We start from the raw sequence: 25,331 nt of genomic DNA on the forward strand, positions 1-25,331 counted from the left end.
GTCGGTGATATGAGGAATTCTGCGACCTGGTCCGCCGACGTCGACCACACCGGTTCCCCCGGCTCCGTGGCCGAAGCCGACGGGTACGAAGGACTTCTTCCCGCGGACACCCCGTCCGCGGGCGAGCTGGACCGGGCGGAGCGTGCTTCGTTCAAGCGCGTGACCGGGTTGTCCACCGAGCTGAGCGACGTCAGCGAGGCCGAGTACCGGCGCCTGCGCATGGAGCGCGTGGTGCTCGTCGGGGTGTGGACCGACGGGGACGCGGTCCACGCCGAGGCTTCGCTGAACGAGCTCTCCCGCTTGGCCGGCACGGCCGGGTCGGAAGTGCTCGAGGGGTTCGTCCAGCGGCGCAACCGGCCCGATCCCGGCACGTTCATCGGTGCGGGCAAGGTCCACGAGCTCCGCGACGCCGTCCTCGCCACCGGCGCGGACACGGTGATCTGCGACGGCGAGCTCGCCCCGGGGCAGTTGCGCCAGCTCGAGGAGAAGCTCAAGGTCAAGGTCATCGACCGGACTGCGCTGATCCTGGACATCTTCGCCCAGCACGCCCGTTCCCGGGAGGGCAAGGCGCAGGTCGAGCTGGCCCAGCTGCAGTACTTCCTGCCCCGGCTGCGGGGTTGGGGCGACAAGATGTCGCGCCAGGCCGGTGGCCGCGCCGGCGGCGGCAACGGGGGCGTGGGCACCCGCGGCCCTGGTGAGACGAAGCTCGAAACGGACCGGCGGCGCGTGCACAAGCGCATGACCAAGCTCCGCAAGGAGCTGGAGGAGATGCGCAAGGTCCGCGAGACCAAGCGCAGCCGGCGCAACGCCAACGCCGTGCCGAGCGTGGCCGTGGCGGGCTACACCAACGCGGGCAAGTCGAGCTTGTTGAACGCGTTGACCGGGGCGGGCCTGCTCGTCGAGGACGAGCTGTTCGCGACGCTGGACACGACGGTGCGGCGCGCGGTGACCCCGGATGGTTACCCGTACACGCTGACCGACACCGTGGGCTTCGTGCGGCACCTGCCGCACCAGCTGGTCGAGGCGTTCCGCTCGACCCTGGAGGAGGTCACCGGTGCCGACCTGCTGGTGCACGTCGTCGACGGGGCCGAGGCGGAGCCGGGAGCGCAGGTCGCGGCGGTGCGCGAGGTCATCAGCGGCATCGCCCAGGAGCAGGGTGTGCGGATGCCGCCCGAGCTGCTGGTGGTCAACAAGATCGACGCGGTCGACGACACGCGCGTCGTGGAGCTGCGCCAGCTGCTGCCGGAGGCGATGTTCGTCTCCGCGCAGGGCGGCTCCGGCATCGCCGAGGTGCGCGAGGAGATCGCCTCGCGGCTGCCGCGCCCCGAGGTGTTCGTGGACGCGCTCGTGCCGTACCACCGGGGGGAGCTCGTCTCCCGCGCCTACTCGGAAGGCTCGGTCATAGATGAGGAGCACACGCCGGACGGAACGCGGATGCGCGTGAAGGCACGGCCGGAACTGGCCAATGCGCTGCGCGAGTTCGCGCGCGCCTCCTCGTGAGGGACCCGGCTGCGTCGTGCGGGCCGTTGCTCAGAGCCGGCGCATGACCGCGACGACCTTGCCGAGGACGCTCGCCTCGTCGCCGAGGATCGGTTCGTAGGCCGAGTTGTGCGGCACGAGCCAGACGTGCTCCTCGGTCCGCTTGAAGGTCTTCACCGTGGCCTCGCCCTCGATCATCGCGGCCACGACGTCGCCGTTCTCGGCCTCCGGCTGCTGGCGCACGGCCACCCAGTCGCCATCGGTGATGGCCAGGTCGACCATCGAGTCCCCGACGACGCGCAGGAGGAACAGCGTCCCGTCGCCGACGATCTCCTTCGGCATCGGGTATACGTCCTCGATGGCCTCTTCCGCCAGGATCGGCCCACCGGCGGCGATGCGGCCGACGAGCGGCACGTACGCCGGGTTGGCCTGCGCGGCCCACGCGGATTCGGTGTCGCCGCCGACGAGCACACCCACGGTGCGCGGGCGGTGGGGGTCCTTGCGCAGGTAGCCCTTCCGCTCCAGGACGCGGAGCTGGTAGGCGACCGAGGAGGTGGAGGTCAGGCCCACCGCCGTGCCGATCTCGCGCACGCTCGGTGGGTAGCCGTGGTCGCGCATCCAGTCACGGATGGCCTCCAGCACCTTGCGCTGCCGTTCGCTGAGATCCTCCCCGGATTCGCCCTGCTCCGGGACGGTCGGCAGGTCGACCTGCGCGGCGGCCTCCTCGGGCGTGCTCCCCGCGCTGTCGGGAAGAGCGCTCACCATGTCGCTTGTCACCACTGCCTCCTGTTCGCGCTGTTGCAGTCCGGTCACCGGTTGCAGCCCGGTCACGTGGGGCAGCCGCGCCCGTTGGTCGAGCGTTTCCTGCGGTTCCACATTCCCATGCTCTGCGGTTTCCACAGTAGACGCATGCCCGCGGCACATCAAAACACCTGTTCGAGCTAATTTCGACGCCCGGCGCTCGCGTTCCGCGGCACCGTGGTGCACAATCGCACGCAGGTTCGATCGAACATCCTTTCGATCGAGCTGTCCGCCCGGTGCAGTGCTCGGCGGTGCTGTGGTTCACCCGATGTGGGGTTGGTCCGACGGTGTGGCGCGGGAAGGGGGCGATGGGGTGCACGAGCGGCCTTCGGGTGTGGTCTTCACCCGGGTGTGCACGGGATTCGCGGGGCGCTGCGGGCGCGGGTACGGCGTGGCCGGTGCTGCAGGTCCGGATGAGAAAGTAGGCGGCCGGGGAGCGCGCGGCTGCTCCGGACCGGCGCGGTATCCGTGCACCGGGGGATCGTCCCGGCGCCCCGCGGGTGGCCGGAGCGACTGGGGTGAGTGGTCGGTGCTGGGCGCGGTGCTGCTGTTCGTCGCCCTCACCACCGCCCTGCTGGGGTTCTTCGGGGGCGTCGGGGTGCTGGACGCCGAGGGGCGGCCGGAAGTCGTCTCGGCGCGCTGAAGCGGGTCGCACTCGGGGTTCCCCCGTGCGCGGGGAGGCGAGGGCGACTCGGGCTTCGCGGCCCGTCGGAGTGCCGGGGTGCAGCGGGAGCGGAGATCGGTTCGGCCGGTGGCGCGGGTCGCGCGTGTCGGTTTGCGTCCGCTCGGGAACCTGTCTAGAGTCGACCACAACATCTAGTAGTTACGCCCTTGTAGTTACTCCACAGCTTGGGCTCTTTACGTTTTCCCGGTCCAGCGGTGCGGAGCGCGTCCCACGCGGTCCGCGCGGTTGGTGCTGGGCAGGGGGTGCATACCGGTGCGGTGTCCGTTCTGTCGTTGCGAGGACTCGCGAGTGGTCGACTCGCGCGAGGTCGACGAAGGGCAGGCGACCCGCCGTCGGCGTTCGTGCTCGACGTGCGGTCGCCGCTTCACCACCATCGAGGAACCCGTCCTCTCGGTGGTGAAGCGTTCCGGTGTCACCGAGCCCTTCAGCCGGGAGAAGGTGGTCCGCGGCGTGCGCCGCGCCTGCCAGGGACGTCCGGTCGCCGAGGACGCCCTGCAGCAGTTGGCCCACCAGGTGGAGGAGCAGGTGCGGTCGCTGGGCGTGGCCGAGCTGCCCAGCCACGAGATCGGTTTGGCGATCCTGGGGCCGCTGCGCGATCTCGACGAGGTCGCCTACCTCCGGTTCGCCAGCGTCTACCGCAACTTCTCCTCCGTCGAGGACTTCGACGAGGAGATCGCGGACCTGCGGGCCGTGCGCAGCGATGCGCCCGCCGAAGCTGGTGGGGCGCAGCGCGGCGACGGGTAGCCCGGCAGCGGACTGCCGAGCGGGCGGTGCGCGGCGGCGCCGCGCGCGACACGACCGAACCGGACGGCGCGACCGGACGGGGAAATGCACGACGAGCGAGCGACAAGGAAGAGGGTCAGGTCATGACGGAGACCGTTGGTAGCCCGGCCGGTGCAACGGGGGAACCGGACGCAGATGCCCGGGACAGGGGCATCCGGGTGCAGCGCGTCTACACCACGGAGGGGGTGCATCCCTACGACGAGGTGACCTGGGAGCGCCGTGACGTGGTGATGACCAACTGGCGGGACGGTTCGGTCAACTTCGAGCAACGGGGTGTGGAGTTCCCCGACTTCTGGTCGGTGAACGCGGTCAACATCGTCACCAGCAAGTACTTCCGCGGGGCCGCCGGTTCGGACGAGCGGGAGAACAGCCTCAAGCAGCTCATCGACCGGGTGGTCAAGACCTACGTGGCCTCCGGCATGGAGCACGGGTACTTCGCCACCGACGAGGACGCCGAGGTCTTCGAGCACGAACTGACCTGGATGCTGCTGAACCAGGTGTTCAGCTTCAACTCCCCGGTGTGGTTCAACGTCGGAACCTCGTCGAAGCAGCAGGTCTCGGCGTGCTTCATCCTGTCGGTCGACGACACGATGGAGTCGATCCTCGACTGGTACAAGGAAGAGGGCCTGATCTTCAAGGGCGGTTCCGGCGCCGGCCTGAACCTGTCCCGCATCCGCTCGTCGCGGGAACTGCTCTCCTCCGGCGGCACGGCCTCCGGCCCGGTGTCGTTCATGCGCGGCGCGGACGCCTCGGCGGGCACCATCAAGTCCGGCGGGGCCACCCGCCGTGCGGCCAAGATGGTCGTGCTGGACGTCGACCACCCCGACGTCGCCGAGTTCGTCGAGACGAAGTCCCGCGAGGAGCACAAGATCCGGGCCCTGCGCGACTCCGGGTTCGACATGGACCTCGGCGGGGACGACTCGTGGTCGGTGCAGTACCAGAACGCCAACAACTCCGTCCGCGTGTCCGACGAGTTCATGCGCGCGGTGGAGAGCGACGGCCAGTTCGGGCTGCGCGCCCGCACCACCGGTGAGGTCGTCGAGTCGGTCCGGGCGCGGGACCTGTTCCGCACGATGGCGAACTCCGCCTGGGAGTGCGCCGATCCCGGCCTGCAGTACGACGACACGATCAACGACTGGCACACGGCTCCCGAGACGGGGCGGATCACCGCGTCCAACCCGTGCTCGGAGTACATGCACCTGGACAACTCCAGCTGCAACCTCGCGTCGCTGAACCTGATGAAGTTCCTGCGCGAGGACCTGACGTTCGACGCGGAGCTGTTCCAGAAGACCGTCGAGCTCGTCGTCACCGCGATGGACATCTCGATCTGCTTCGCTGACTTCCCGACCGAGGCCATCGGCGATACCACGCGGAAGTTCCGGCAGCTGGGCATCGGCTACGCCAACCTCGGCGCCCTGCTGATGGCCACCGGCCACGCCTACGACTCCGACGGCGGCCGGGCGCTCGCGGCGTCCGTCACCTCGCTGATGACGGGTACGGCCTACAAGCGCTCCGCGGAGCTGGCGGGCGCGGTGGGCCCGTTCGAGGGCTACAACCGCAACGCCGAGGCGCACCAGCGGGTGATGCGCAAGCACGCCGCCGCCAACGACCTGGTGCGCACCTACCACCACAACGACGCCTCGGTGCACAAGCTCGCGACGAGGGTGTGGCAGGACGGGCTCGAGATCGGCGCCCGCAACGGGTGGCGCAACGCCCAGGCCTCCGTGCTCGCACCCACCGGGACGATCGGGCTGATGATGGACTGCGACACCACCGGGGTGGAGCCGGACCTCGCGCTGGTGAAGTTCAAGAAGCTCGTCGGTGGCGGCTCGATGCAGATCGTCAACCAGACTGTTCCGCGGGCGCTGCGCGCGCTCGGCTACCAGGAGGAGCAGACCGAAGCGATCGTCGAGTACATCGCCGAGCACGGTCACGTCGTGGACGCCCCCGGGCTGAAGCCGGAGCACTACGAGGTGTTCGACTGCGCCATGGGCAAGCGCTCGATCGCCCCGATGGGACACGTGCGCATGATGGCCGCGGTGCAGCCGTTCCTGTCCGGAGCCATCTCCAAGACGGTGAACATGCCCGAGGAGGCCACCGTCGAGGACGTGGAGCAGTTGTACTTCGAGGGTTGGAAGCTCGGCCTCAAGGCGCTCGCGATCTACCGGGACAACTGCAAGGTGGGCCAGCCCCTCTCGGCCGGCAAGAGCGAGAAGGGCTCCGAGGAGAAGACCGTCGAGAAGCAGATCGAGTACCGCCCGGTCCGCAAGCGGCTGCCGAAGAAGCGGCCGAGCCAGACGGTGTCGTTCACCGTCGGCGGCGCCGAGGGGTACCTGCACGCCGGTGAGTACCCGGACGACGGGCTCGGGGAGATCTTCGTCAAGCTCGGCAAGCAGGGCTCCACGCTGGCCGGTGTCATGGACGCCTTCTCGATGTCCATCTCCGTCGGGTTGCAGTACGGCATTCCGCTGGAGTTCTACATTTCGAAGTTCCAGAACCTGCGCTTCGAGCCAGCGGGGATGACCGACGATCCCGACGTGCGCATGGCCAGCAGCGTGCTCGACTACCTGTTCCGGCGGCTGGCGCTGGACTACCTGTCGTACGAGAAGCGGGCGCAGCTCGGGATTTTCACGATCGCCGAGCGCGAAGCGCAGGTGAACGGCGAGGACTCGGCGGAGTCCCCGCAGGGGGAGGTCGACCTGGACACCCTGCGCTCCACCGTCGACTACGACAAGCAGGGCTCCGACCGGAGTTCCCGGGAGTCCGCGGAGCGGGACTCGCAGGATTCTGATGACCGCGCGGTCGGCAGTTCCACGGACCTGCTGGAGTTGCAGCTCGGCAAGGCCGCGGACGCCCCGCTGTGCATGACGTGCGGTACGAAGATGCGTCCGTCCGGCTCCTGCTACGTCTGCGAGGGCTGCGGTTCGACCTCCGGCTGCAGCTGAAACCGGGATTCGTTGCCTCTCGTGCAGCATTGAGCACCTGACGCGGAGCCGTGCAGGTGCTGGTGGAAGGGGAGTCGACCGCACTGGTCGGCTCCCCTTCCAGGTGACTCGGCCTGCGCGGACTGGACCGGGGTCAACGATGTTGCATTCGATGCCTGGAGGGCCGGGCGTGGAAGCGGCGGTCCGGTTTCTCAAGCCGGAGGCGACCAAACGTCGGCGAGTGCTAGTTCAGTCAGAGCACGGTGCCGTGAAAAACAGCTCCGGATCGTCTTCGTCCAGACCGTAGACGAACCCCGCGGGCCGCCAGTTCGCTGAAAGCAGCAAGGACTGCGTGGCGTGGTTGGACAAGTGGTCCCCACGGCCGCTCGCGATCAGCGGTTTGCAACACCGTCGAACAGGTACCGGGGAATCGGTGGCGCGTGCGTTCGCGAGGGCGGTCGGCGGAAGAGCACCGCACGGCGCGGATGTTGGGGTTTCGTCCATGTCGCACACCCGTGGTGCCGGTATCACGGTGATGTGCCGAGGTGGTCGAGGAGGTTCTGCTCCTCGTCGCGGGACAGCCCGGCCGCACGGGTGCGGTCGAGACCGCGCGCCCGCTCGTCGGCGAGCGCCGTGCGCACGGTTTCGGCGAGACTTCGCGACTGCAATCCGGCCGCGAGTGCCGGGGCGGCGTCGTGTGCGACGAGCCCGCGCCAGTCTTCCGGCAACCACAGCGGCAGCGACCTCGGACCGCCCCACGGGTTGACCCCGGCTTCGGTCAGCGTGCTCGCTGCCACGGGCACGAGTTCGAGATCGGCGGATCCGACGAGCTCTGCCGTCGCCCGGAACACCGTTCCGAGTTCGGTGACCGGACCGACCGCGTCGAAGGTGCCGGCGAGGCGCTGCTCCCCCGCGATGACGATCCACGCCGCGAGGTCCCGGACATCGATGTGCTGGATGGGTTGCTCGGGAGCATCGGGGATGACGGCCCGACCGCCCCGGGCGAATCGTGCGGTCCAGTATCCGAAGCGGTCCATCTGATCTCCGGGACCGCTGATGATTCCCGGCCGCACGATGAAGCTGCGGTCGCTGCCCATCCGCTCCCGCACGGCGTTCTCGCTGGCGACCTTGATCCCGCCGTACAACTCGACGGTCAGCTCGGTGAACGCGTGGTGCCGGGTATCCGCGACCGGCTCGCACAGCGGTGCGTCGGTGGTCTGCCCCAGGGTGCTCGTGTCGGCGTAGGCGTTGATGCTGGAGACGAAGGTCCAGTGCGCCACGTGCGCGGCCAGCACCTCGAGCGCATCGTGCACCCATCCCAGCGAGCCGGTCGCCACGTCCACCACGGCGTCGAACCGCTCGCCCGTCAGCGAGCGGATCGCATCGGGCCGGTCGCGGTCGACAGCGACGAGCTCGGCACCGGCGGGAACCGAGCCGGACCGGCCCCGCGCTGCGCACACCACCTCGTGGCCGCGTGCGACCGCATCGCGGGCGATCTGCTGGGAGAGGAAGGACGTTCCACCGAGGACGAGAAGTCGCATGTCCGCCATCGTGCCCGGTCGGCGATGTGCGGGCGAGGGGAATCGCCCACGGTGAACAGGCCCTCGCCGGTGGTCGCGTCGCCACCGGTGGCGGGACCGCCGGCAGAGCGTGCTCGTCCCGCGCGGTGAGCCGTCACGCGCGGTGTGGCCGGGACAGGACGTGGCCCGCCACCGCGGTCGCCGCGGTGGCGGTGCCCACCGAGGGCCACGCGCCGAGCTTCTTCGCCAGCGGGTGCGAACCGGCGAGGGCGGCGGCGTAGATCGCGCCGAGCGCCAGGGCGGGGGCGATTCCGCGCCGGCGGCGGCACAGTTCCATCGCGCCCAGTCCGGCGGCGCCAGCGACGGCTCCGGCCGCGTAGCGGTGGCCGGTGTTCCGCGCCACGAGGAAACCGCCGACGAGGCCGGTCGATGTCAGTGCGGCGGGGTGGGGCATCGTTCGCTCCTTGCTCGGGTTCTGCGGCGACTTTATCCCGCGGGGGCCGCAGCCGGTACCTCGGCGTGTCGGCCATCGCCGCCTTCGCAGCGGAACGGGTCTTGCCCCAAACGGCGCGCGGCGGGTCTCCGTGCACGCTGCTGATCAGCGCAGATCTCGGGGAAGGCAGTGCGGACTCTTGATCGGGTGACGCACCATCGGGCGAAGATGCTTTCCATTCCGGCAGATCTGTCCACAAGGGCTTGATCTGTCCACAGTTTTTCGTTTCGTTCTTTCGCCCAGTCGCAGGGGTTTCCATCGTGGAGGCATGACGACGACACCGCTGAACATTTCGGTATCCGTATCCCGCCCGGAAGAGCTGCTCGCCGCGCTACCGCACCTGGTCGGGTTCACGCCCGCGGACTCGCTGGTCGTGCTCACCCTCCGCGGGGAGGAAGGGGACAGCTCGCTCGGTTCGGCTCTGCGCATGGACCTGCCGTGCGCGACTCGCCACGCCGAGGCGGTGCGGTACCTGCTCGACGGGCCGCTGGCCGCGCAGCGCGTGGACGCGCTGTTCGCGATCGTCATCGGAGCGCGCCGGCCCCACCGCTGCCGTGCGCACTGCCCGCCCGGGTGCGCTGCCGCCGCGGAGGTGAACGAGCACCGCTCCGCGGAGGCGGTGCGGGACGAGCACGCGGAGCTGCCGCACGCGGAACTCGTCGACCACCTCGAGCAGGCCGCGCGCCGGGCCGGGATGGGGTTCGTGCACGCCCTGTGGGCCCCGGAGATCAGCACGGGCGCCCCGTGGCGTTGTTTCCGGGAGAACGACTGCCACGGTCAGCTGCCGGACGTGCGCAGCTCCTCTGTCGCGGCCGCCATGACCGCCGCCGGCGTCGTGGCCTTCCGGGACCGCGACGAGCTGACCGAGTTGGTCGCTCCCGAGTCCACGGCGACCCGGCAGTGGCGTTCGGACCGCCTGGACACGATGTTGAGCGAACGCGAAGGCGCGGGGGAGCGCCCGGTGCGCGACGAGATCCGCACGGTCTTCGGGGCCATCGAACGCACCGGCCAAGGCGGCGCGCTCACCGAAGACGACCTGTTGCGGGTGCTCCTGGCCGTGTCGCAGACGCAGGTCCGGGACCTCGTGCTGGGAACAGCGCTCGGCCCGAAGGCCGCGGCGGCCGAGCAGCTGTGGCTCACGCTCGTGCGCAAGGCTCCTGACCCGGAAGTGGCCGACGTGGCCGCGCTGCTGGCCTTCTCGGCCTACTTGCGCGGCGACGGCGCGTTGGCGAGCGTGGCCCTCGAGCGCATCGAGCACTGCCGACCGGAGCACACGCTGGGACTGCTGCTGCGGAGAGCGATCAACGCGGGTCTGCCGCCGGACAAGCTGCGCCGCATCGCCGAGGACGCCGCGACCGATGCGCAGATCGGCCTCGACGAGGACGGCGCCGAATGAGCCCCACCGGCGAGCGCCGCGCAGTGCACCGGGTGGGCCCTCAGGTCGGCAGGCCTCGCTGGGCGAACTGCCAGGCGTCCCGAACGATCACGTCCAGATCGGCCCGTCGGGGGCGCCAGCCGAGCTCGTTCCGTGCGGCGTCGCTGGCGGCCACGAGGGTCGCCGGGTCGCCGGCGCGACGCGGGGCCACGTGCGCGGGGATGTCGTGTCCGGTGACCGCCCGGCACGTGTCGAGGACTTGACGCACCGAGAACCCTGTCCCGTTGCCCAGGTTGTAGATGCGGTGGGTACCCGGAGCCGCCTGTTGCAGCGCCAGCAGGTGCGCGTCCGCGAGGTCCACGACGTGGATGTAGTCGCGCACGCACGTGCCGTCGGCGGTCGGCCAGTCCTCGCCGAAGATCTGCACGTGTTCGCGCTGCCCCAGCGGGACCTGCAGGACCAGCGGGATCAGGTGCGTCTCGACCGTGTGCCGCTCCCCGAACCCGCCGTGGGCGCCGGCCACGTTGAAGTAGCGCAGGCTCACCGCGCCGAGTTCGTGCGCGGTGGCGTAGGAGGTGATCGCGTGGTCGATCGCGAGCTTCGTCGCCCCGTAGGTGTTGGTGGGCCGCGTCGCCGCGCCCTCGGTGATGGGCACCTCGGTGGGCTCGCCGTAGGTCGCCGCCGTGGAGGAGAACACCAGACGCGGCACACCGCGCGCGCGGATCGCTTCCAGCAGGCGCAGCGAGGTCACCACGTTGCCCTGCCAGTACTTGTGCGGTTCCTGCATGGACTCGCCGACGAGCGACTTGGCGGCGAAGTGCAGCACCCCGTCGAAGCCCTCGGCGAGGACCTCGTCGGCGCACTCGGCGATGTCGCCGCGCACGAACCGGCAGCCGGCCGGGACGGCGTCGGCGTGCCCGGTGGAGAGGTCGTCGACGACGACGACCTCGTGCCCCGCTTCGAGCAGGCGAGCGGCGCACACGCTCCCGATGTAGCCGGCACCGCCGGTGACGAGCAGCTTCACCTGTGTTCTCCCTTTCCTGGGTGGACGTTGTCGGCAACCGGCACGCCGCCCGCGCGGTCAGCCGTCCTTGCCCGCCCCGGCGGCGGGCACGGCGGTGAACAACCGGGGCCGACGCCATTCGTGCTGGTCGAAACGGTCCGTCACCGCTCGTGCGATGTCGGTGCGCGCGCCCGCGGGCACGAGCGCGAGCGCGGAGCCGCCGAATCCGCCGCCGGTCATCCTGGCGCCGATCGCGCCGGCCTCGAGGGCGGCGGCCACGGCCTGGTCGAGCTCCGGGCACGACACCCGGTAGTCCACGCGCAGGCTCTCGTGCGAAGCGTTGAGCAGGGGGCCGAGGGCGGCGTACTCGCCGGCGCGCAGGTGCTCGGCCGCCCGGCGGACGCGTTCGTTCTCGGTGACCACGTGGCGCACCAGCGGCCGCAGCTCGTCGGGCAGATCCGCGAGCGCGTCCTCCAGCGAGGCGGGCGCGACATCGCGCAGTGCGGGCACGCCCAGCAGCTCCGCCGCCCGCTCGCACCCCGCGCGGCGCTGCCCGTAGGCGGATCCGCTGTGCGAGTGGCTCACCCGGGTGTCGATGATGAGCAGCTCCAGCTCGGCCGCGTGCGGGGCGAACGGGACGTGCTCCCGCGTGCCGGTGCGCACGTCGTAGAACAGGGCGTTGTCCGCGGTGCAGCGCAGGGACGCCGTCTGGTCGAGCAGCCCGGTGGGTGCACCCGCGTAGTCGTTCTCGGCGCGCTGGACGAGGACGGCGACCTCGCCCAGCCCCGGGGCGCCCGGTTCTCCAGGGGCGAGCTCGAGCAGGTCCAGCAGCGCCAGCGCGGTCGCGCACTCCAGCGCGTGCGAGGAGGACAGGCCGGCCCCGTGGGGCACGTCACCGGCGATGATCAGGTCGGCACCCGTGCTCGGGTAGCCCGCGGCGCGCAGCGCCCAGGCGACACCGAGCGGGTAGGCCGTCCAGTCCCCGGGCGGAGCGGTGTCGAGCGACAATGTGGAGGCGGTGTGCAGGCGCCCATCGGTGTCGAGCGTGCCCAGGCTGAAGCCGCCGTCGGTGCGTCCGCGTGCGGCGACCGCGGTGCGGTGGGGCAGCGCGCAGGGGAGGACGAACCCGTCGTTGTAGTCGGTGTGCTCCCCGATGAGGTTCACGCGGCCCGGCGCGGACCAGACCGTCTCCGGCGAGCCGCCGTGGTGTTCGGTGAAGACGCGGGACGCGCGTGCAGCAGGGGTCGTGCCCGCGGGTGCGGTGGAGTCGAGCGCGCTCACTTCGGCAGCACCATCACCGCGTGCGCGATCCCGGCGGGCAGTTGGGTGGAGCCGTTGTTGCCGTGCACCTCGATCGGTTTCGTCGCACCGACGGTCGGCATGACCTCCACCTCGTTGCCGGGGACGACGCCGATCCGCTTGATCTGGCTCATGATCTCCGGCTCGAGCTGGACGTGCTCGGCGATGCGGCGGACCGTTGCCTTGCCGCCACCGGCGCGGGCGAATTCGTCGACGCGCTGCAGTTCGCGCTCGGCGGCGTTGGCCACGTGTTCGATGCCGAGGTCCTGCAGTCCCGGGATCGGGTTCCCGTACGGCGAGGTGTCCGGATGCCCGAGGAGCTTCACGAGCTTGCGCTCCACCGCCTCGCTCATCACGTGTTCCCACCGGCAGGCCTCGTTGTGGACCTCCTCCCACTCGAGGCCGATGACGTCGATGAGGAGGCGTTCGGCGAGACGGTGCTTGCGCATCACGCTGACCGCGCGCGCCCGTCCCTCCTCGGTGAGCTCGAGATGGCGGTCCTCGGCCACGGCGAGCAGGCCGTCCCGCTCCATCCTGGCCACCGTCTGGCTCACCGTCGGGCCGCTCTGCTCGAGGCGCTCGGCGATGCGCGCCCGCAGCGGGACGACCCCTTCCTCCTCGAGGTCGTAGATGGTGCGCAGGTACATCTCAGTGGTATCGATGAGATCGTTCACGTCGGCTCCCCATTCAGTCCCAACCCCGATGCTAGCCCGGTTCCGCGACAAGCCGTCAGTGGCTGGGCAGTGGACTTACAGGATTCCGACAGACCTCGTCAGTCACGAAAGGCCGTCATGCATCCGCTCATCAGTCCCGATGATCTCATGTCCGAGCTCGACCACGAGCCGCGCCCGGCTCTGCTCGACGTGAGCTGGTCGCTGTTCGGGCCGCCCGGCAGGGAAGTCTACGCGGCGGGGCACCTGCCGGGCGCGGTGTTCGTGGATCTGGACACGGAGCTGTCCGGAACTCCCGGGCCGGGGACCGGTCGGCACCCGCTTCCCGACCCGGAGGACCTGCAAGCCGCGTTGCGGCGGGCCGGTGTGCGCGCCTCCCGGCCGGTGGTCGTTTACGACGCCGACAACGGCTCGGCCGCCGCCCGCGCGTGGTGGCTGCTGCGGTGGGCGGGGCACCCCGCGGTGCGGGTCCTCGACGGCGGTTGCGCTGCCTGGCGGGCCGCGGGGATGCCGACCACCACGGCGGTCCCGGAGCCCGAGCCCGGGGATGTCACCGTTCGCCCCGGTGGCATGCCGGTGCTCGACGCCGACGAGGCAGCGCGCCTCGCCCGGGAGGGCACGTTGCTCGACGCGCGCGCCCCGGAGCGCTACCGGGGTGAGACCGACCCGGTGGAGCAGCGGGCGGGGCACGTCCCGGGTGCGGTCAACGCGCCGTTCGGCGAGCTCACCGATGCGGCCGGACGCTGGCGCGATGCGGAGTCGTTGGCCGGCTGGTTCGCCGAGCGCGGCGTGCGCAGCGGGCAGGTGCCCGGTGCCTACTGCGGGTCGGGGGTGACCGCGTGCTCGCTGGTGCTGGCGCTCGAACAGGCGGGGGTGACCTCCCCGGACCGGCCGGCGGCGCTGTTCCCCGGCTCGTGGTCGGAATGGGTCACCGACCCGCAGCGCCCGGTGGCCACGGGCGCCGAGCCACCGCACTGACCACGGTCGCCGGTGTCGCTGGGGCCATCCGGCGGGGCCGCCCGGCCGGTGGGTGGTGCGGTCGGCGGCCGGGGCCGCCCGGCCGGCGGGCGGCGCGGCCGTGCCCCGTCTCCGCCCCCGTGGGCCTCGAGGGCCGTGCCGTGCGGGTGCGCGTGCCGCTCGCGCTCGGGTGCACCGTCCCGGCTGCGCGCGGGAGGCGGGGAGGAGCAGCCGGCCCCGCGGCGCGCATCCCTTTGGCACGTCCTGCTCGGGCGGTAGCGTGCCGCCATGGGTATCCGATCAGCGGTGGTGTGGGACGACGAGCTCCTCGAGTACGACCTGGGCGGGAACCACCCGCTGCACCCGGTGCGGCTCGACCTGACGATGCGGCTCGCCCGGGGGCTCGGCCTGCTCGACGGGGTCGACCCGCACCGTCCCGGCGTCGCCGGCGACGAGGAGCTGTTGCGGGTGCACAGCGCCGAGTACCTGCGGGCGGTGCGTGCGGCCCCGGAGGTGGGCTCCGCGGTGGGGCACGGTCTCGGCACGGAGGACAACCCGATCTTCGAGCGGATGCACGAGGCTTCCGCGCGGGTGGTGGGAGGTTCGACGCTGGCCGCGGACCTCATCGCGTCGGGCCAGGCCGACCGCGCCGTCAACCTGGCGGGCGGGTTGCACCACGCGATGCGGGACCGGGCCGCAGGGTTCTGCGTGTACAACGACTGCGCCGCGGCGATCGCGCGGATGCTCGAGCGAGGGGTCGAGCGGATCGCCTACCTCGATGTCGACGTGCACCACGGCGACGGGGTGCAGGAAGCCTTCCGCGGCGACCCGCGCGTGCTGACGATCTCGCTGCACCAGCACCCGGCGTCGCTGTGGCCGCACACGGGCTACTCCCACGAGATCGGGGAGCCGCCGGCCGACGGTTCGGCGGTGAACCTGCCGCTGCCGCCGGGCACGCGGGATGCCGACTGGCTGCGCGCCTGCTCGGCGGTGGTGCCTTCGCTGCTGGCCTCGTTCGGCCCGCAGGTGCTGGTGACCCAGTGCGGCGCGGACGCCCACGAGGACGATCCGCTCGCCGACCTGGCGCTCTCGGTGGACGGTCAGCGAGCCTGCTACCAGGCGCTGCGGGACTGGGCCCAGCGGTACGCGGGCGGCAAATGGCTCGTGCTCGGCGGCGGGGGGTACTCACTGGTGCGTGTCGTTCCCCGCGCCTGGACCCATCTGTTGGCCACAGTGTTGGACAGGGACCTGGCACCGAACACCACGATCCCGGCGGATTGGATCGCCCACGTCACGCGGGCCCTGCCCGACGGCGCCGTGCCCACGAGCCTGACCGACCACGCCGACCCGCGGTTCGACCGGTGGTCCGGGGTGACGGAGCGACCGGTGGACACGGCGATCCGCGACACCCGCCACGCGGTGTTCCCGCTGCACGGTCTGGATCCGGCGGACGGCCGTGACTGAAGGAGTTCGAGGTGGAAGAACCCGCGCAGCAAGTGGGGGATGAGCAGGACGAGCTGCCGGAGGACTACCCGCGGCGCTGGGAGGCGGACGTCGTCCTCAGCGACGGGGGGACGGTGCACCTGCGCCCGATCACTCCCGCTGACGCCGACCGGATCCTGGACCTGCACGGGAAGCTGAGCGAACGGACCCGCTACTACCGCTACTTCGGCCCGTACCCGCGGATGCCGCGGCGAGACGTCGACCGGTTCACCCGGGTGGATTACAGCCGGCGAGTCGCCCTGGTCGTGGTGCTCGGCGAGGAGATCGTCGCCGTGGGGCGCTACGACCAGTTGGCGCAGGAGCACTCGGCCGAGGCCGCGTTCGTCGTCCGCGACGACCACCAGGGGCGGGGGATCGGGTCGATCCTGCTGGAGCACCTCGCGGCCGCCGCGCGCGAGAGCGGCCTGCGCCGGTTCGTCGCGGAAGTGCTCGCCGAGAACAGCGGGATGGTGCGGGTCTTCCGCGACGCCGGCTACCAGATCAGCCGGGAGATCGAGGAGGGCGTCGTCCACCTGGAGTTCGACATCGACCCGACCGAGGAGTCCGTCGCCGTTGCCCGCGAGCGCGAGCAGGCGGCGGAGGCCCGCAGCGTGCACAACATGCTGCACCCGCGCTCGGTGGCGGTGATCGGTGCCTCCGCCGAACCGGACAAGATCGGCCACGCGGTGCTGTCGAACCTGCTCATGGCCGAGTTCACCGGGCCGGTCTACCCGGTGCACCCCGAGCACCGGGCCGTGTCCGGCGTGCGCGCCTACGCCTCGGTGCTCGACATTCCCGACGACGTCGACCTGGCGGTGGTCGCCATCCCCGCTGCCGGGGTGACCGAGGTGTTGGACGCTTGCCTGGCCAAAGGTGTGAAAGCGCTGGTCATCCTCAGCGCGGGCTTCGGCGAGCGCGGGGCGGAGGGCCGCGAGGTGGAGCGCGAGATGGTGCGCGCCGCCCGGGTGCACGGCATGCGCGTGGTGGGGCCGAACGCGCTCGGCGTGGTCAACACGGAGCCCTCGCAGCGGCTCAACGCGAGCCTCGCGCCGCGGCTGCCGGGGCGGGGCCGCACCGGTTTCTTCTGCCAGTCGGGTGCGCTGGGCGTGGCGATCCTCGACGCGGCCACCGAGCGCGGCCTGGGCGTGTCGACGTTCGTCTCCGCGGGCAACCGGGCCGACGTGTCCGGCAACGATCTGCTGCAGTACTGGCAGACCGACCCGGACACCGACGTGGTGCTGCTGTACCTGGAGTCGTTCGGCAATCCGCGCAAGTTCGCTCGGCTGGCGCGCAGGCTGGCGCGCAGCAAGCCCGTGGTGGCGGTCAAGTCCGGGCGCAACGCGGTGCGCGCCGGTCTGGCGGCCACCTCGGCGCGCATCGACGAGCCGGGGGTGCAGGCGTTGTTCGAGCACTCCGGCGTGATCCGGGTGGAGACGCTGCCGGAGATGTTCGACGTGGCACTGCTGCTGGAGCACCAGCCGCTGCCGCGCTCCGACCGGGTGGCGGTCGTGGGCAACTCCTCGGCGCTGGGCATGCTGGCGGCGGACATGGTGCGGGCCCAGGACCTGCACCTGGCGAGCGAGCCGGTGGACGTGGGGGCCTCGGCGGGGCCGGAGGAGTTCGCCGCCGCGGTGCGCGACGCCGCGCTGCGCGAGGACGTCGACGCGCTGGTGGTCGTGTTCTCCCCGCCCGTGGCGGTGCCCGGTGCGGAGTACGCCCGCGCGATGCGGCGCGTGCTCGACGACACCGGGGCCCTGGGGGCCAAACCGGTGGTGACGACGTTCCTGGCGGGCGAGGGCGTGCCGGACGAGCTGGCGGTTCCCGGCAGCGAGGGCACGTTCGGCCGCGGCTCGGTCCCCTCGTACCCGAGCCCGGAGCGGGCGGTGGCGGCGCTGGCCCGTGTCAACCGGTACGCGCAGTGGCGGGCGAAACCGCAGGGGCATTTCGTGCGGCCCGCCGGCACGGACCGGGAACGGGCGCGCGAGCTGGTCGAGCAGTGGGTGCGCGCGGCAGGGGGCGCTTCCCACCAGCTGACCGACGAGCGGGCTGTGGAGCTGCTGGACTGCTACGGCATCCGCATGGTGCCGTTCCGGCGCGTCGCCTCCACCGCGGCCGCGGTGGAGGCCGCGGAGGAGCTGGGGTTCCCGGTGGCGGTCAAAGCGGTGCGGGGAGGGGGGCGGCACCGCTCGGACCTCGTCGGCGTGCGGCTCGACGTGAGCGATCCGGAGATGGTGCGCCGCGCCTGCGCCGAGGTGCAGGGGGTTTCCGAGGGGGAGGAGGTGTACGTCCAGCGGATGGCCGAGCGGGCGACGTCCTGCGTGGTCGGCCTCTCGGACGACCCCTCGTTCGGCACGCTGGTCTCGTTCGGGCTGTCCGGTGTGGCCAGCGAGCTGCTGGGGGACACCGCCTACCGGGCCGTTCCGCTGTCCGACCGGGACGTCTCCGAACTGCTCCGGGCGCCGCGCGCCGCGCCGCTGCTGACCGGCTACCACGGTGAGGCACCGGCGGACGCGGACGCGTTGGAGGACCTGGTCACCCGGGTGGCCACGCTGGCGGAGGACTTGCCGGAGGTGCGCGAACTCGTGCTGCAACCGGTGCTGGCCTCATCGGCGGGGGTGGCGCTCCTCGGGGCCCGGGTCGGCCTGGGGGCCTCGGTGGCGAAACCGGATTCGGGGCCGCGCCGCCTGCGCTGAGCTGTGGGCGTGCTCACCGCACCGGGGCGGAACCGAACGGTTTCGTTAGTCTTGTGCGCATGGACGCACGCGGCGGCGATCAGCAGGTGCTCGGCACGCTGCAGGCCGGTCAGCACACCCTGACCGTGCGGGCGGAGCCCGCTGGGGACCCCGGTGCGGTGACCGCGGGGCCGGTGGCCGTGCTGCTGCCGGCGATGGGCGTGCCCGCCGGCTACTACGCCCCGTTCCTCGCCGAGCTGCGCGCGTGCGGCGTGTCCGTGGTGACGTTCGACCTGCGCGGCCAGGGGGAGGCCGCGCCCGCTCCGCGGCGCGGTCTCCGGTTCGGCTACGAGGAGCTGGTCAACGACGTGGCAGCGGTCCACGAACTGGTGGCCGAGCACTTCCCGGGCAGGCCGGTGTTCAACCTCGGCCACAGCCTGGGCGGCCACCTCGCCATGCTGCACGCCGGACGCCGGCCCGACCACGTGGCGGGCGTGGCGCTGATCGCCGCCGGCACGGTGTGGTTCCGCAGCTTCCCGCGGGGGCAGCAACTGCCGCTGCTGCTCGGCAGCCAGCTCGTGGCCGGCGTCTCCCGGGCGGCCGGGTACTGGCCCGGCCACCGGTTCGGCTTCGGCGGCCGGCAACCCGAGCCGGTCATGCGCGACTGGGCGCGCCAGGCGCGCACGGGCCGGTACCGGCTCCCCGGTGCGGCCGGGGACGACGACAGCGCGATGCGGGCGCTGGCCAAGCCGATCCTGGCCGTCAGCATCGACGGGGACCGATTCGCTCCGCCCGGGTCCGTGTCCGCGCTGGCGCACAGGGCCGTCGACGCGCCGCGCACCCTGGCGCACTACTCGACCGCGGACGCCGGGGCCTCCGAGCTCGGCCACTTCAGGTGGGCGCGCCGCGGGGGCGCCGAACTCGCCCGGTGGGTGGGCGAGTGGGCCGGCACCCGGGTCGCGTCAGCAGGCTGAGTCCCCCGGCTTGGGCACGCCGAGACCGAACAGCGGCCGCAGTTTCAGGCCGACCCAGGTGCCCGCCAGCGCCAGCAGGGCCCAGGCCCAGCCGTGCAGCGAGAACGAGGCGATGCCGGTGAAGTAGGCGCCGATGTTGCAGCCGTAGGCCAGCCGGGCGCCGTAGCCCATGAGCAGCCCGCCCAGCGCGGCGGCGGCGACCGCCTTCATCGGCAGTCGTTTGACGAGGACGAACGCACCGGAGGCGGCCGAGGCGATCAGGGCGCCGATGATGATGCCGAAGTTGAGCACCGAGGTGGAGTCGGCCAGCACCGGCTCGCTCAGCGCCGCGGCCTTCTCGCCCTGCCAGTAGCCCCAGCTGGACACGTCCACGCCGAGCGCCTGCAGGGCTTTGGACCCCCAGAGGACGAACGCCGAGGTGATCCCCCACCCGCTGCCGCGGGTGAGCAGGACCGCCGCGTTGAGCGCGGCCAGGAGCAGCGCGCCCACCCACATCGGCCACGAGCCGCGGACGGCGCGCCACCAGCCGCGGGCGCTGGCGGGGCGGTCGGCCGGGGGCGAGCCGCGGCGCCGGGTCCAGCGCCACGCGGCGTAGCCGATCGCGGCGAGCGCGAGCACCTGCAGCACCGCCGCCCCGCCGTAGCCCAGACCGGTGTCCTCGGCCAGGGAGAACGAGCCGAGCGTGCGGGCGTCGGCGCTCCACCAGGGCATGTGCAGGGCGCCGAGCACCGATCCGGAGATGAAGAACAGCAGGGTCACCACGATCAGGGTGTTGCCGCCGCCGACGGTGAACAGGGTGCCGGAGGCGCACGCGCCGCCGAGCTGCATGCCCAGGCCGAACAGCACGGCGCCGACGACGAGGCCCCAGCCGAGGGGCTGGACGCTGGCCTCCGGCGTGTTGCCGAAGAAACCGATGCCCCCGGCGAGAACCGGCGCGAACAGGAGCGAGGCCGCGCCGAGCATGAGCAGGTGCGCCCGCAGTCCGGAGGACTGGCCGACGGAGACCAGCCGGCGCCAGGCCGAGGTGAAGCCGAACCGGGAGTGGAACAGCGCCAGTCCCAGTGCCAGCCCCAGGGCCGCCAGCGCGGCCGACTCGGCATCGGCCACCGCGCCTGCGGCGGTGATCAGCGCGACGGCGGCCAGAGCTCCGATGCCGAGGGGGAGCCACCGGGGGCGGCCCTGCGGTTCCGGTTCCGGGGCGTGCCGTGGTGCTGACCGCAGCTCGGGCGTGGCGGTCGTGGACATGGGCGTTCCTTCCTTTCGCGCTCTCCTGGTCGTCGAGGAAACCATTCGTGCACGACCGGAGCCACGTTTCCCGCGCACTGGGAAGAGGGGGCGGTGCAGCGGGCAACCGCAGCGGTCCCCGACTCCGTCCTGGGGGTATGAGACGACACGGTTTGATCGCCGCGGTCGCCGCGGCACTGCTCGCGACGGCCGCCTGCGGACAGTCCGACGACGTCGGCTTCGGAGGTCCTCCGCCTTCCCCGGAGCCGCCTCCGAGCTCGCGCCCGCCGGCGAACCCGGAACCGAAACCGGTCGAACAGCGCACCCCGGTGGGACCTGCGCGCATCGATGCGCAGCTGCCCGAGGGGTATCCGGTCCAGGTGTGGACGCAGGACGGGGGGCGCGTCCTCGTGGCGACCGGGCAGGAAGGCGGATGCGGCGAGGTGCGCGCCCGGCTGGTCGAGCAGACCGAGGAGCACGTGACCGTCAAGCTCGTGGAGGAGACACCCGAACCGCCGGCGTACTGCACGATGGATCTGCGCTACCCGCCGGTCGCGGTGCCGCTGACCGAACCGCTGGGCCAGCGCACCGTCGTGCTGCAGCAGGAGGAGGTGCACGTGCCCCAGTGACGGCGCCGATCCCCCGGGATCCGGCAGTGCGCTCGGCCGCGGCGACCCGTGCGCCCGCAGCAGTGGCGGGCGGAGCGGTGCGGCTGGGACGCTCGAGGCGGGGCGGGCACACCTCCGTCGTGCCCCGCCCCCGGCCATGTCGAGCGAACTGGGGTCCGACGCCTGGATCCAGGCGAGGGAGGCGAGTTGTCACACACCGGGGAAAAGGTGAACCGTCTGGTCAACCTGCGGGACGTCGGCGGGATCCCCACCGGGGCCGGGGCGGTGACCCGCCACGGCGTGCTCTACCGCGCGGATGCTCCTTACGAGGCCGATGAGGCCCCGGACGAGGTCGAGGAGTGGCCGCCGTCGGTGGTGGTGGACCTGCGCCAGCCCGCGGAGCTCAACGGCAAGCCGCATCCGCTGGCCGAGAGCTGCGCCGTGCACTCCGTTCCGCTGATCGAGGACGTGCACGAGGGCCCCACCGTCGCCGAGGACGACGGCACGCGGCACGAGCTGACCGTGCTGTACGAGGGGATGCTCAACGACGCGCCGAAGAAGCTCGTCGAGGTCTTCCGCCTGGTGCTGGAGGCCGACGGTCCGGGGCTGATCCACTGCGCCGCGGGCAAGGACCGCACGGGCGTGAGCACGGCGATGCTGCTCAGCGCGGCGGGCGCGCGCTCCGACGCGATCGTCGCCGACTACGCGCGCACCGACCGGAACATGTTCCGCGTGCTGCAGCGGCTGGACGCGGCTCCGGAGCTGCCGCCCGGTGTGGACGAGGAGGCGGTGCTCGAGCTGATCTCCACGCCGACCGAAGCGATCGAGGCGGTGCTGGAGCACTTCGAGGCCTACCCGGACGGCGCGGCGGGGTGGCTGCGCGAGCACGGTGTCACCGACGCGGAGCTGAGCCGGTGGCAGGAACGCTTCACCACCGAAGCGACCGACCAGGAGGCGAGCTGGGAGTGACGGCGCTTCCCCGCGGCCCGGAGGTCGACTCCGGCGACCGGACCGCACTCCGGCGGCCGGCAGGCGGAGGGCCGGACCCGCGCGCAGCGAGTCCGGCCCTCCGGAGCGGGCGGTGGCCACCGGCCACCGCGAACGTCGCGAGCTGTCAGCTGGCGTAGGAGCGCAGCCGGTCCGCCCGGTCGCCCTGGCGCAGCTTCGCCATGACCTCGCGTTCGATCTGGCGGACCCGTTCGCGGGAGAGCCCGAAGGCCCTGCCGATCTGGTCGAGGGTGTGCGGCTGGCCGTCGTCGAGGCCGTACCGCATGCGGATCACGGCCTGCTCCCGCTCCTCCAGGGTGCTCAGGACCCGGCGCAGGTCGTCCTGCAGGAAGCCGGAGATCACCGTGTTCTCGGCGTTGGCGCTCTCCCCGTCCTCGATGAAGTCGCCGAGGGGGGCGTCCTCCTCGCTGCCGACCGGCATGTCCAGGCTCACCGGGTCGCGGGAGTGGTCGAGCAGGTCGGTGACCTTGTTCACGGACATGTCCGCTTCCTTGGCCATCTCCTCCTCGGTGGCTTCCCGGCCGTACTTCTGGTGCAGGTCGCGCTTGATCCGGGCCAGCTTGTTGACCTGTTCGACCAGGTGCACGGGCAGCCGGATCGTGCGGCTCTGGTCGGCCATGCCGCGGGTGATGGCCTGCCGGATCCACCAGGTGGCGTAGGTGGAGAACTTGAAGCCCTTGGTGTAGTCGAACTTCTCCACCGCGCGGATCAGGCCGAGGTTGCCCTCCTGGATCAGGTCGAGCAGCGGCATGCCGCGGCCGGTGTAGCGCTTGGCCAGGCTCACCACGAGGCGGAGGTTGGCCTCCATGAGGTGGTTCTTGGCGCGACGTCCGTCGCGCACCACGGCGTTCAGGTCGCTGCGCCGCTCACGGCTCATGGAATCCTGCTCGGTGTCCAGCAGGTGCTTGGCGTACACACCGGCCTCGATGCGCTTGGCCAGGTCGACCTCGTCTTGCGCGGAGAGCAGAGCCGTGCGCCCGATGCCGTTGAGGTAGACCCGCACCAGGTCCGCGGACGGCCCCTGGTTGTCCAGGTCCGCCTCGGTGATGGCGACATCCGGGTTGGCGGTCTGCGGGACGGTCATGGAGCTTCCTCCCTGACGGGCTTACTGAAGGGCGCACGTCACACCGACGGGCCATTACATCCTGTGCAAGACGCGTACGGTCGGTACTGGGACCGATGACGCGTCATCGGGTGGCAGGCCGCGCGAGGCATTCCTCGTACGTCCCCCTCGTGCGGCCCGCCGCCGAAGCTTCGTACCCGGAAAACGTGTGCGGGCTCGAATTCGTTCCCGATGTTTCCGCCCCGTGGACGTCATCCCCGTCACATCCGTTGCGCGGGATTCCTGAGGATTCGCTGAGAACCCCCGTTACCGATTCACACCTCAACCAAAAGTGTGAATGGTCCGTCGTTGACGCTCTCGACCTCCATCGCGGCCCCGAAGCTGCCGGTCTCCACCCGCGCACCCCGCTCGCGCAGCGCGTCGACGACCGCCCGCACCAGCGGCTCGGCCTGATCCGGCGGTGCTGCGGAGCTCCACGAGGGGCGCCGCCCCTTGCGGGTGGATCCGTACAGCGTGAACTGGCTGACCACGAGCAGCGGCGCCCCCGTGGAAGCGCAGGACTCCTCCTCGCGCAGCGCCCGAATTTCGTGCAGCTTCCGGGACATCGTGCCCACCTGTTCCGGGCCGTCGGAATGCGTCGCGGCCAAAAGCACTAACAGTCCCGGTTCGTCGATCTTGCCGACGACGTCGCCGCCGACCGCCACCGAGGCGCGGGTGACGCGGCTGACCACCGCCCTCAATCCGTTTCCTCCAACCATTCCGCCGGAACGACCATTCCGTGCCGGATCAGTTCCCGGAGAACCGGCAGTGCGGAACGCGTCAGTTCCTCCGAATCGCGTCCGTGCCCGAGCGCCAGCAGTTCCAGGACCTCCTCCAGGGGGGCCCGCCCCCGCACCCCGCCAGCAGCAGCGAGCCGAGCTCGTCGACCTCGTGCTGCCACCCCGGGCCGTCGGTGCGGTGCAGGCGCCGGGCCACCGGCTCCCAGCCCTCCTCGCCGTGCTCGGAGACCTCCTCGAGCACCGTGCTCGGAGCCGTGGCCAGGCGGCTGCGCAGCAAGGCCTCGTCACCGCCGTGCTCGGCCAGCCACTGCACGCGGCGCAGCCACTCGTCGGACTCCGGGCCGAGCGGGTCGTCGTAGGCCTGGCGCAGGTCCTCGCAGACGACCTCCCCGGTGCGCCCGTCCGCGCGGCGCAGCGTGACGAAGCCGAAGCCCACGGCCTCGACCCCGTTGTCCTCGAACCACCGCAGCCACTCCTCGCCCGCGCGGCGCCCCGCGGCGGAACGCGGGTCGTAACCGGCATCGCGCAGCCACGTGCCCACGTACAGCGCCGGGTCGGCCACGTCGCGCTGCACGAACCACGCGTCCACACCACCACCCGGCAGCCAGGACGAGACGCGGTCGCCCCAGTGCTCACCGGTGCGGTGCAGCCACGAGGCCAGCACGTGGCCCGTTCCCCCCTCGGTCAGCAGCGCCGGCAGCTGCCGGATCATGAGCGCGCTCGCGTCGTCGCCGGACAGCCCCGAGTCGCGGTAGACGAACTCGGTGCGCGCGGCTCCCACGACGAACGGCGGGTTGCACACGACCTGGTCGAAGCGCCCGCCCCGCACCGGGTCGAACCACTCGCCCCGCCGCAGGTCCACCTCCACCTCGTTGAGGCGGAAGGTCGCCGCGGCCAGCTGCACGGCCCGCTCGGAGACGTCCGTTGCGGTGACGCGGCGCGCGTGCGTGCTGGCGTGCAGCGCCTGCACCCCGCAGCCGGTGCCCACGTCGAGCACCGAGTCGACGGGGCGGCGCGGGGTGGCCCGCACCAGGCTCAACGAGGCGTGCCCCACACCGAGGACGTGCTCGCGGTGGGCGGGTACGCCCCACCCGCGCACGTCCGAATCCAGGTCCGAGACGATCCACCAGGACCGGTCGCCGAGCCCGTGCGGGCGGATGTCCAGCGCAGCGCGGACCCCGTCGCCGTCGGTGTGCACGATCCCGCCGGCCAGGGCCTCCGCCAGCGGCAGCGGGTGCAGCGCCGCCTCGACCGCGGCGCGCGGCTCGGTCTCGCCCAGCAGGAACAACCGGACGAGCGTGCCGAGGGCGCCGCCGTCGGCGCTCGCGCGCAGCGCGGGAGCCGGCTCCCCGCGACCCAGGGCCGCCTGCGCGTGCGGACCGACCAGCTCCAGCACTCCGTCGGTGTCGTACCGGGCCTGCTGCAGCGCCTCCCGGAGGCGATCGATGCGGTCGTTGGTCAGTTCAACAGTCACCGGTTGATAGTCACACGGTGCGCGTCCCGCCGGGGCACCGAGGCGCGCTGCGGTGTG

General features: G+C 71.9%; 19 protein-coding genes and 1 pseudogene. 10 read left to right on the top strand and 10 right to left on the bottom strand.

What is annotated here, in order from left to right:
* The first annotated feature begins 9 nt into the window (after positions 1-9).
* Positions 10-1,500, top strand: coding sequence for a GTPase HflX (gene hflX, locus ACYVJE_RS11360; RefSeq protein WP_461144413.1), 1,491 nt, complete (start codon positions 10-12; stop codon positions 1,498-1,500).
* Between the two features lie 30 nt (positions 1,501-1,530).
* Here the strand turns inward: hflX and lexA are convergent, their stop codons facing one another.
* Positions 1,531-2,244, bottom strand: a complete 714-nt coding sequence (gene lexA / locus ACYVJE_RS11365; RefSeq protein WP_459159946.1) for a transcriptional repressor LexA — start codon at positions 2,242-2,244, stop codon at positions 1,531-1,533.
* Between the two features lie 973 nt (positions 2,245-3,217).
* Here lexA and nrdR point away from each other — a divergent pair.
* Both nrdR and ACYVJE_RS11375 read left to right on the top strand, forming a co-directional pair.
* Entirely contained in the window at positions 3,218-3,709 is a 492-nt protein-coding gene (gene nrdR / locus ACYVJE_RS11370; RefSeq protein ID WP_459159016.1) for a transcriptional regulator NrdR, read from the top strand.
* Positions 3,710-3,831: 122 nt separating this feature from the next.
* A complete protein-coding gene (locus tag ACYVJE_RS11375; protein ID WP_461144414.1) occupies positions 3,832-6,693 on the top strand; it encodes a vitamin B12-dependent ribonucleotide reductase in 2,862 nt (953 codons plus the stop codon).
* Positions 6,694-7,199: 506 nt separating this feature from the next.
* Here the strand turns inward: ACYVJE_RS11375 and ACYVJE_RS11380 are convergent.
* Positions 7,200-8,213 (bottom strand): NAD-dependent epimerase/dehydratase family protein, encoded by a 1,014-nt coding sequence (locus ACYVJE_RS11380; protein WP_461144415.1) that lies wholly within the window; start codon positions 8,211-8,213, stop codon positions 7,200-7,202.
* A gap of 133 nt (positions 8,214-8,346) precedes the next feature.
* Complete coding sequence (locus ACYVJE_RS11385; RefSeq protein WP_461144416.1) at positions 8,347-8,646, bottom strand: hypothetical protein; 300 nt, start codon at positions 8,644-8,646, stop codon at positions 8,347-8,349.
* Between the two features lie 307 nt (positions 8,647-8,953).
* On the opposite strand from ACYVJE_RS11385, the gene ACYVJE_RS11390 reads away from it, so the two are divergent.
* Positions 8,954-10,081, top strand: a complete 1,128-nt coding sequence (locus ACYVJE_RS11390; RefSeq protein WP_461144417.1) for a DUF4192 domain-containing protein — start codon at positions 8,954-8,956, stop codon at positions 10,079-10,081.
* Positions 10,082-10,121: 40 nt separating this feature from the next.
* Here ACYVJE_RS11390 and galE read toward each other — a convergent pair whose 3' ends face one another.
* From galE to ACYVJE_RS11405, 3 genes are read right to left on the bottom strand one after another with little or no spacing between them, the layout of a single operon-like run.
* Positions 10,122-11,084 (bottom strand): UDP-glucose 4-epimerase GalE, encoded by a 963-nt coding sequence (gene galE, locus ACYVJE_RS11395; RefSeq protein WP_459159021.1) that lies wholly within the window; start codon positions 11,082-11,084, stop codon positions 10,122-10,124.
* Between the two features lie 57 nt (positions 11,085-11,141).
* Positions 11,142-12,344: a galactokinase gene (galK, locus tag ACYVJE_RS11400; RefSeq protein WP_459159022.1), complete on the bottom strand. Its 1,203-nt coding sequence runs from the start codon at positions 12,342-12,344 to the stop codon at positions 11,142-11,144.
* Entirely contained in the window at positions 12,341-13,036 is a 696-nt protein-coding gene (locus ACYVJE_RS11405) for a metal-dependent transcriptional regulator (protein WP_461144418.1), read from the bottom strand. Before ACYVJE_RS11405 ends, galK begins: the two co-directional genes overlap by 4 nt.
* A gap of 117 nt (positions 13,037-13,153) precedes the next feature.
* Here ACYVJE_RS11405 and ACYVJE_RS11410 point away from each other — a divergent pair, with 117 nt between their 5' ends.
* The 4 genes from ACYVJE_RS11410 to ACYVJE_RS11425 all read left to right on the top strand — a co-directional run bounded on the left by ACYVJE_RS11410 (position 13,154) and on the right by ACYVJE_RS11425 (position 19,118).
* A complete protein-coding gene (locus ACYVJE_RS11410; RefSeq protein WP_461144419.1) occupies positions 13,154-14,011 on the top strand; it encodes a sulfurtransferase in 858 nt (285 codons plus the stop codon).
* Between the two features lie 267 nt (positions 14,012-14,278).
* Complete coding sequence (locus tag ACYVJE_RS11415; protein ID WP_461144420.1) at positions 14,279-15,454, top strand: acetoin utilization protein AcuC; 1,176 nt, start codon at positions 14,279-14,281, stop codon at positions 15,452-15,454.
* An 11-nt stretch (positions 15,455-15,465) separates the two neighbouring features.
* Positions 15,466-18,165, top strand: coding sequence for a bifunctional acetate--CoA ligase family protein/GNAT family N-acetyltransferase (locus ACYVJE_RS11420; protein ID WP_461144421.1), 2,700 nt, complete (start codon positions 15,466-15,468; stop codon positions 18,163-18,165).
* Positions 18,166-18,224: 59 nt separating this feature from the next.
* Entirely contained in the window at positions 18,225-19,118 is an 894-nt protein-coding gene (locus ACYVJE_RS11425) for an alpha/beta hydrolase family protein (RefSeq protein ID WP_461144422.1), read from the top strand.
* Here ACYVJE_RS11425 and ACYVJE_RS11430 read toward each other — a convergent pair.
* Complete coding sequence (locus ACYVJE_RS11430) at positions 19,107-20,363, bottom strand: YeeE/YedE family protein (protein ID WP_461144423.1); 1,257 nt, start codon at positions 20,361-20,363, stop codon at positions 19,107-19,109. The two genes, ACYVJE_RS11425 and ACYVJE_RS11430, sit on opposite strands and share 12 nt — an antisense overlap.
* Before the next feature lie 137 nt (positions 20,364-20,500).
* On the opposite strand from ACYVJE_RS11430, the gene ACYVJE_RS11435 reads away from it, so the two are divergent.
* Both ACYVJE_RS11435 and ACYVJE_RS11440 read left to right on the top strand, forming a co-directional pair.
* Positions 20,501-20,971 carry a hypothetical protein gene (locus ACYVJE_RS11435; RefSeq protein ID WP_459159029.1) on the top strand — a complete coding sequence of 157 codons (471 nt, stop codon included), beginning with the start codon at positions 20,501-20,503 and terminating at the stop codon, positions 20,969-20,971.
* Positions 20,972-21,178: 207 nt separating this feature from the next.
* A complete protein-coding gene (locus ACYVJE_RS11440; RefSeq protein ID WP_459159030.1) occupies positions 21,179-21,919 on the top strand; it encodes a tyrosine-protein phosphatase in 741 nt (246 codons plus the stop codon).
* A 145-nt stretch (positions 21,920-22,064) separates the two neighbouring features.
* Here ACYVJE_RS11440 and ACYVJE_RS11445 read toward each other — a convergent pair whose 3' ends face one another.
* From ACYVJE_RS11445 to ACYVJE_RS11455, 3 genes and pseudogenes are all read right to left on the bottom strand, one after another.
* The gene (locus ACYVJE_RS11445; protein WP_459159031.1) at positions 22,065-23,042 is read right to left on the bottom strand and encodes a sigma-70 family RNA polymerase sigma factor; all 978 of its coding nucleotides are present in this window, start codon (positions 23,040-23,042) and stop codon (positions 22,065-22,067) included.
* Positions 23,043-23,335: 293 nt separating this feature from the next.
* A complete protein-coding gene (gene dtd / locus ACYVJE_RS11450) occupies positions 23,336-23,761 on the bottom strand; it encodes a D-aminoacyl-tRNA deacylase (RefSeq protein WP_459159032.1) in 426 nt (141 codons plus the stop codon).
* Positions 23,758-25,274, bottom strand: a pseudogene (locus ACYVJE_RS11455) (DUF7782 domain-containing protein). Before ACYVJE_RS11455 ends, dtd begins: the two are co-directional and overlap by 4 nt.
* Positions 25,275-25,331 lie beyond the last annotated feature (57 nt).

It is taken from the genome of Salinifilum aidingensis (assembly GCF_054782015.1).

Excerpts from the sequence above, each read along its gene's own strand:
- ACYVJE_RS11380 (WP_461144415.1), bottom strand. The coding sequence starts at position 8,213 with ATGCGACTTCTCGTCCTCGGTGGAACGTCCTTCCTCTCCCAGCAGATC.
- ACYVJE_RS11385 (WP_461144416.1), bottom strand. The coding sequence starts at position 8,646 with ATGCCCCACCCCGCCGCACTGACATCGACCGGCCTCGTCGGCGGTTTC.
- ACYVJE_RS11435 (WP_459159029.1), top strand. The coding sequence starts at position 20,501 with ATGAGACGACACGGTTTGATCGCCGCGGTCGCCGCGGCACTGCTCGCG.
- ACYVJE_RS11375 (WP_461144414.1), top strand. The coding sequence starts at position 3,832 with ATGACGGAGACCGTTGGTAGCCCGGCCGGTGCAACGGGGGAACCGGAC.
- ACYVJE_RS11445 (WP_459159031.1), bottom strand. The coding sequence starts at position 23,042 with ATGACCGTCCCGCAGACCGCCAACCCGGATGTCGCCATCACCGAGGCG.
- hflX (WP_461144413.1), top strand. The coding sequence starts at position 10 with ATGAGGAATTCTGCGACCTGGTCCGCCGACGTCGACCACACCGGTTCC.
- ACYVJE_RS11390 (WP_461144417.1), top strand. The coding sequence starts at position 8,954 with ATGACGACGACACCGCTGAACATTTCGGTATCCGTATCCCGCCCGGAA.
- ACYVJE_RS11415 (WP_461144420.1), top strand. The coding sequence starts at position 14,279 with ATGGGTATCCGATCAGCGGTGGTGTGGGACGACGAGCTCCTCGAGTAC.
- lexA (WP_459159946.1), bottom strand. The coding sequence starts at position 2,244 with ATGGTGAGCGCTCTTCCCGACAGCGCGGGGAGCACGCCCGAGGAGGCC.
- ACYVJE_RS11410 (WP_461144419.1), top strand. The coding sequence starts at position 13,154 with ATGCATCCGCTCATCAGTCCCGATGATCTCATGTCCGAGCTCGACCAC.
- ACYVJE_RS11430 (WP_461144423.1), bottom strand. The coding sequence starts at position 20,363 with ATGTCCACGACCGCCACGCCCGAGCTGCGGTCAGCACCACGGCACGCC.
- ACYVJE_RS11425 (WP_461144422.1), top strand. The coding sequence starts at position 18,225 with ATGGACGCACGCGGCGGCGATCAGCAGGTGCTCGGCACGCTGCAGGCC.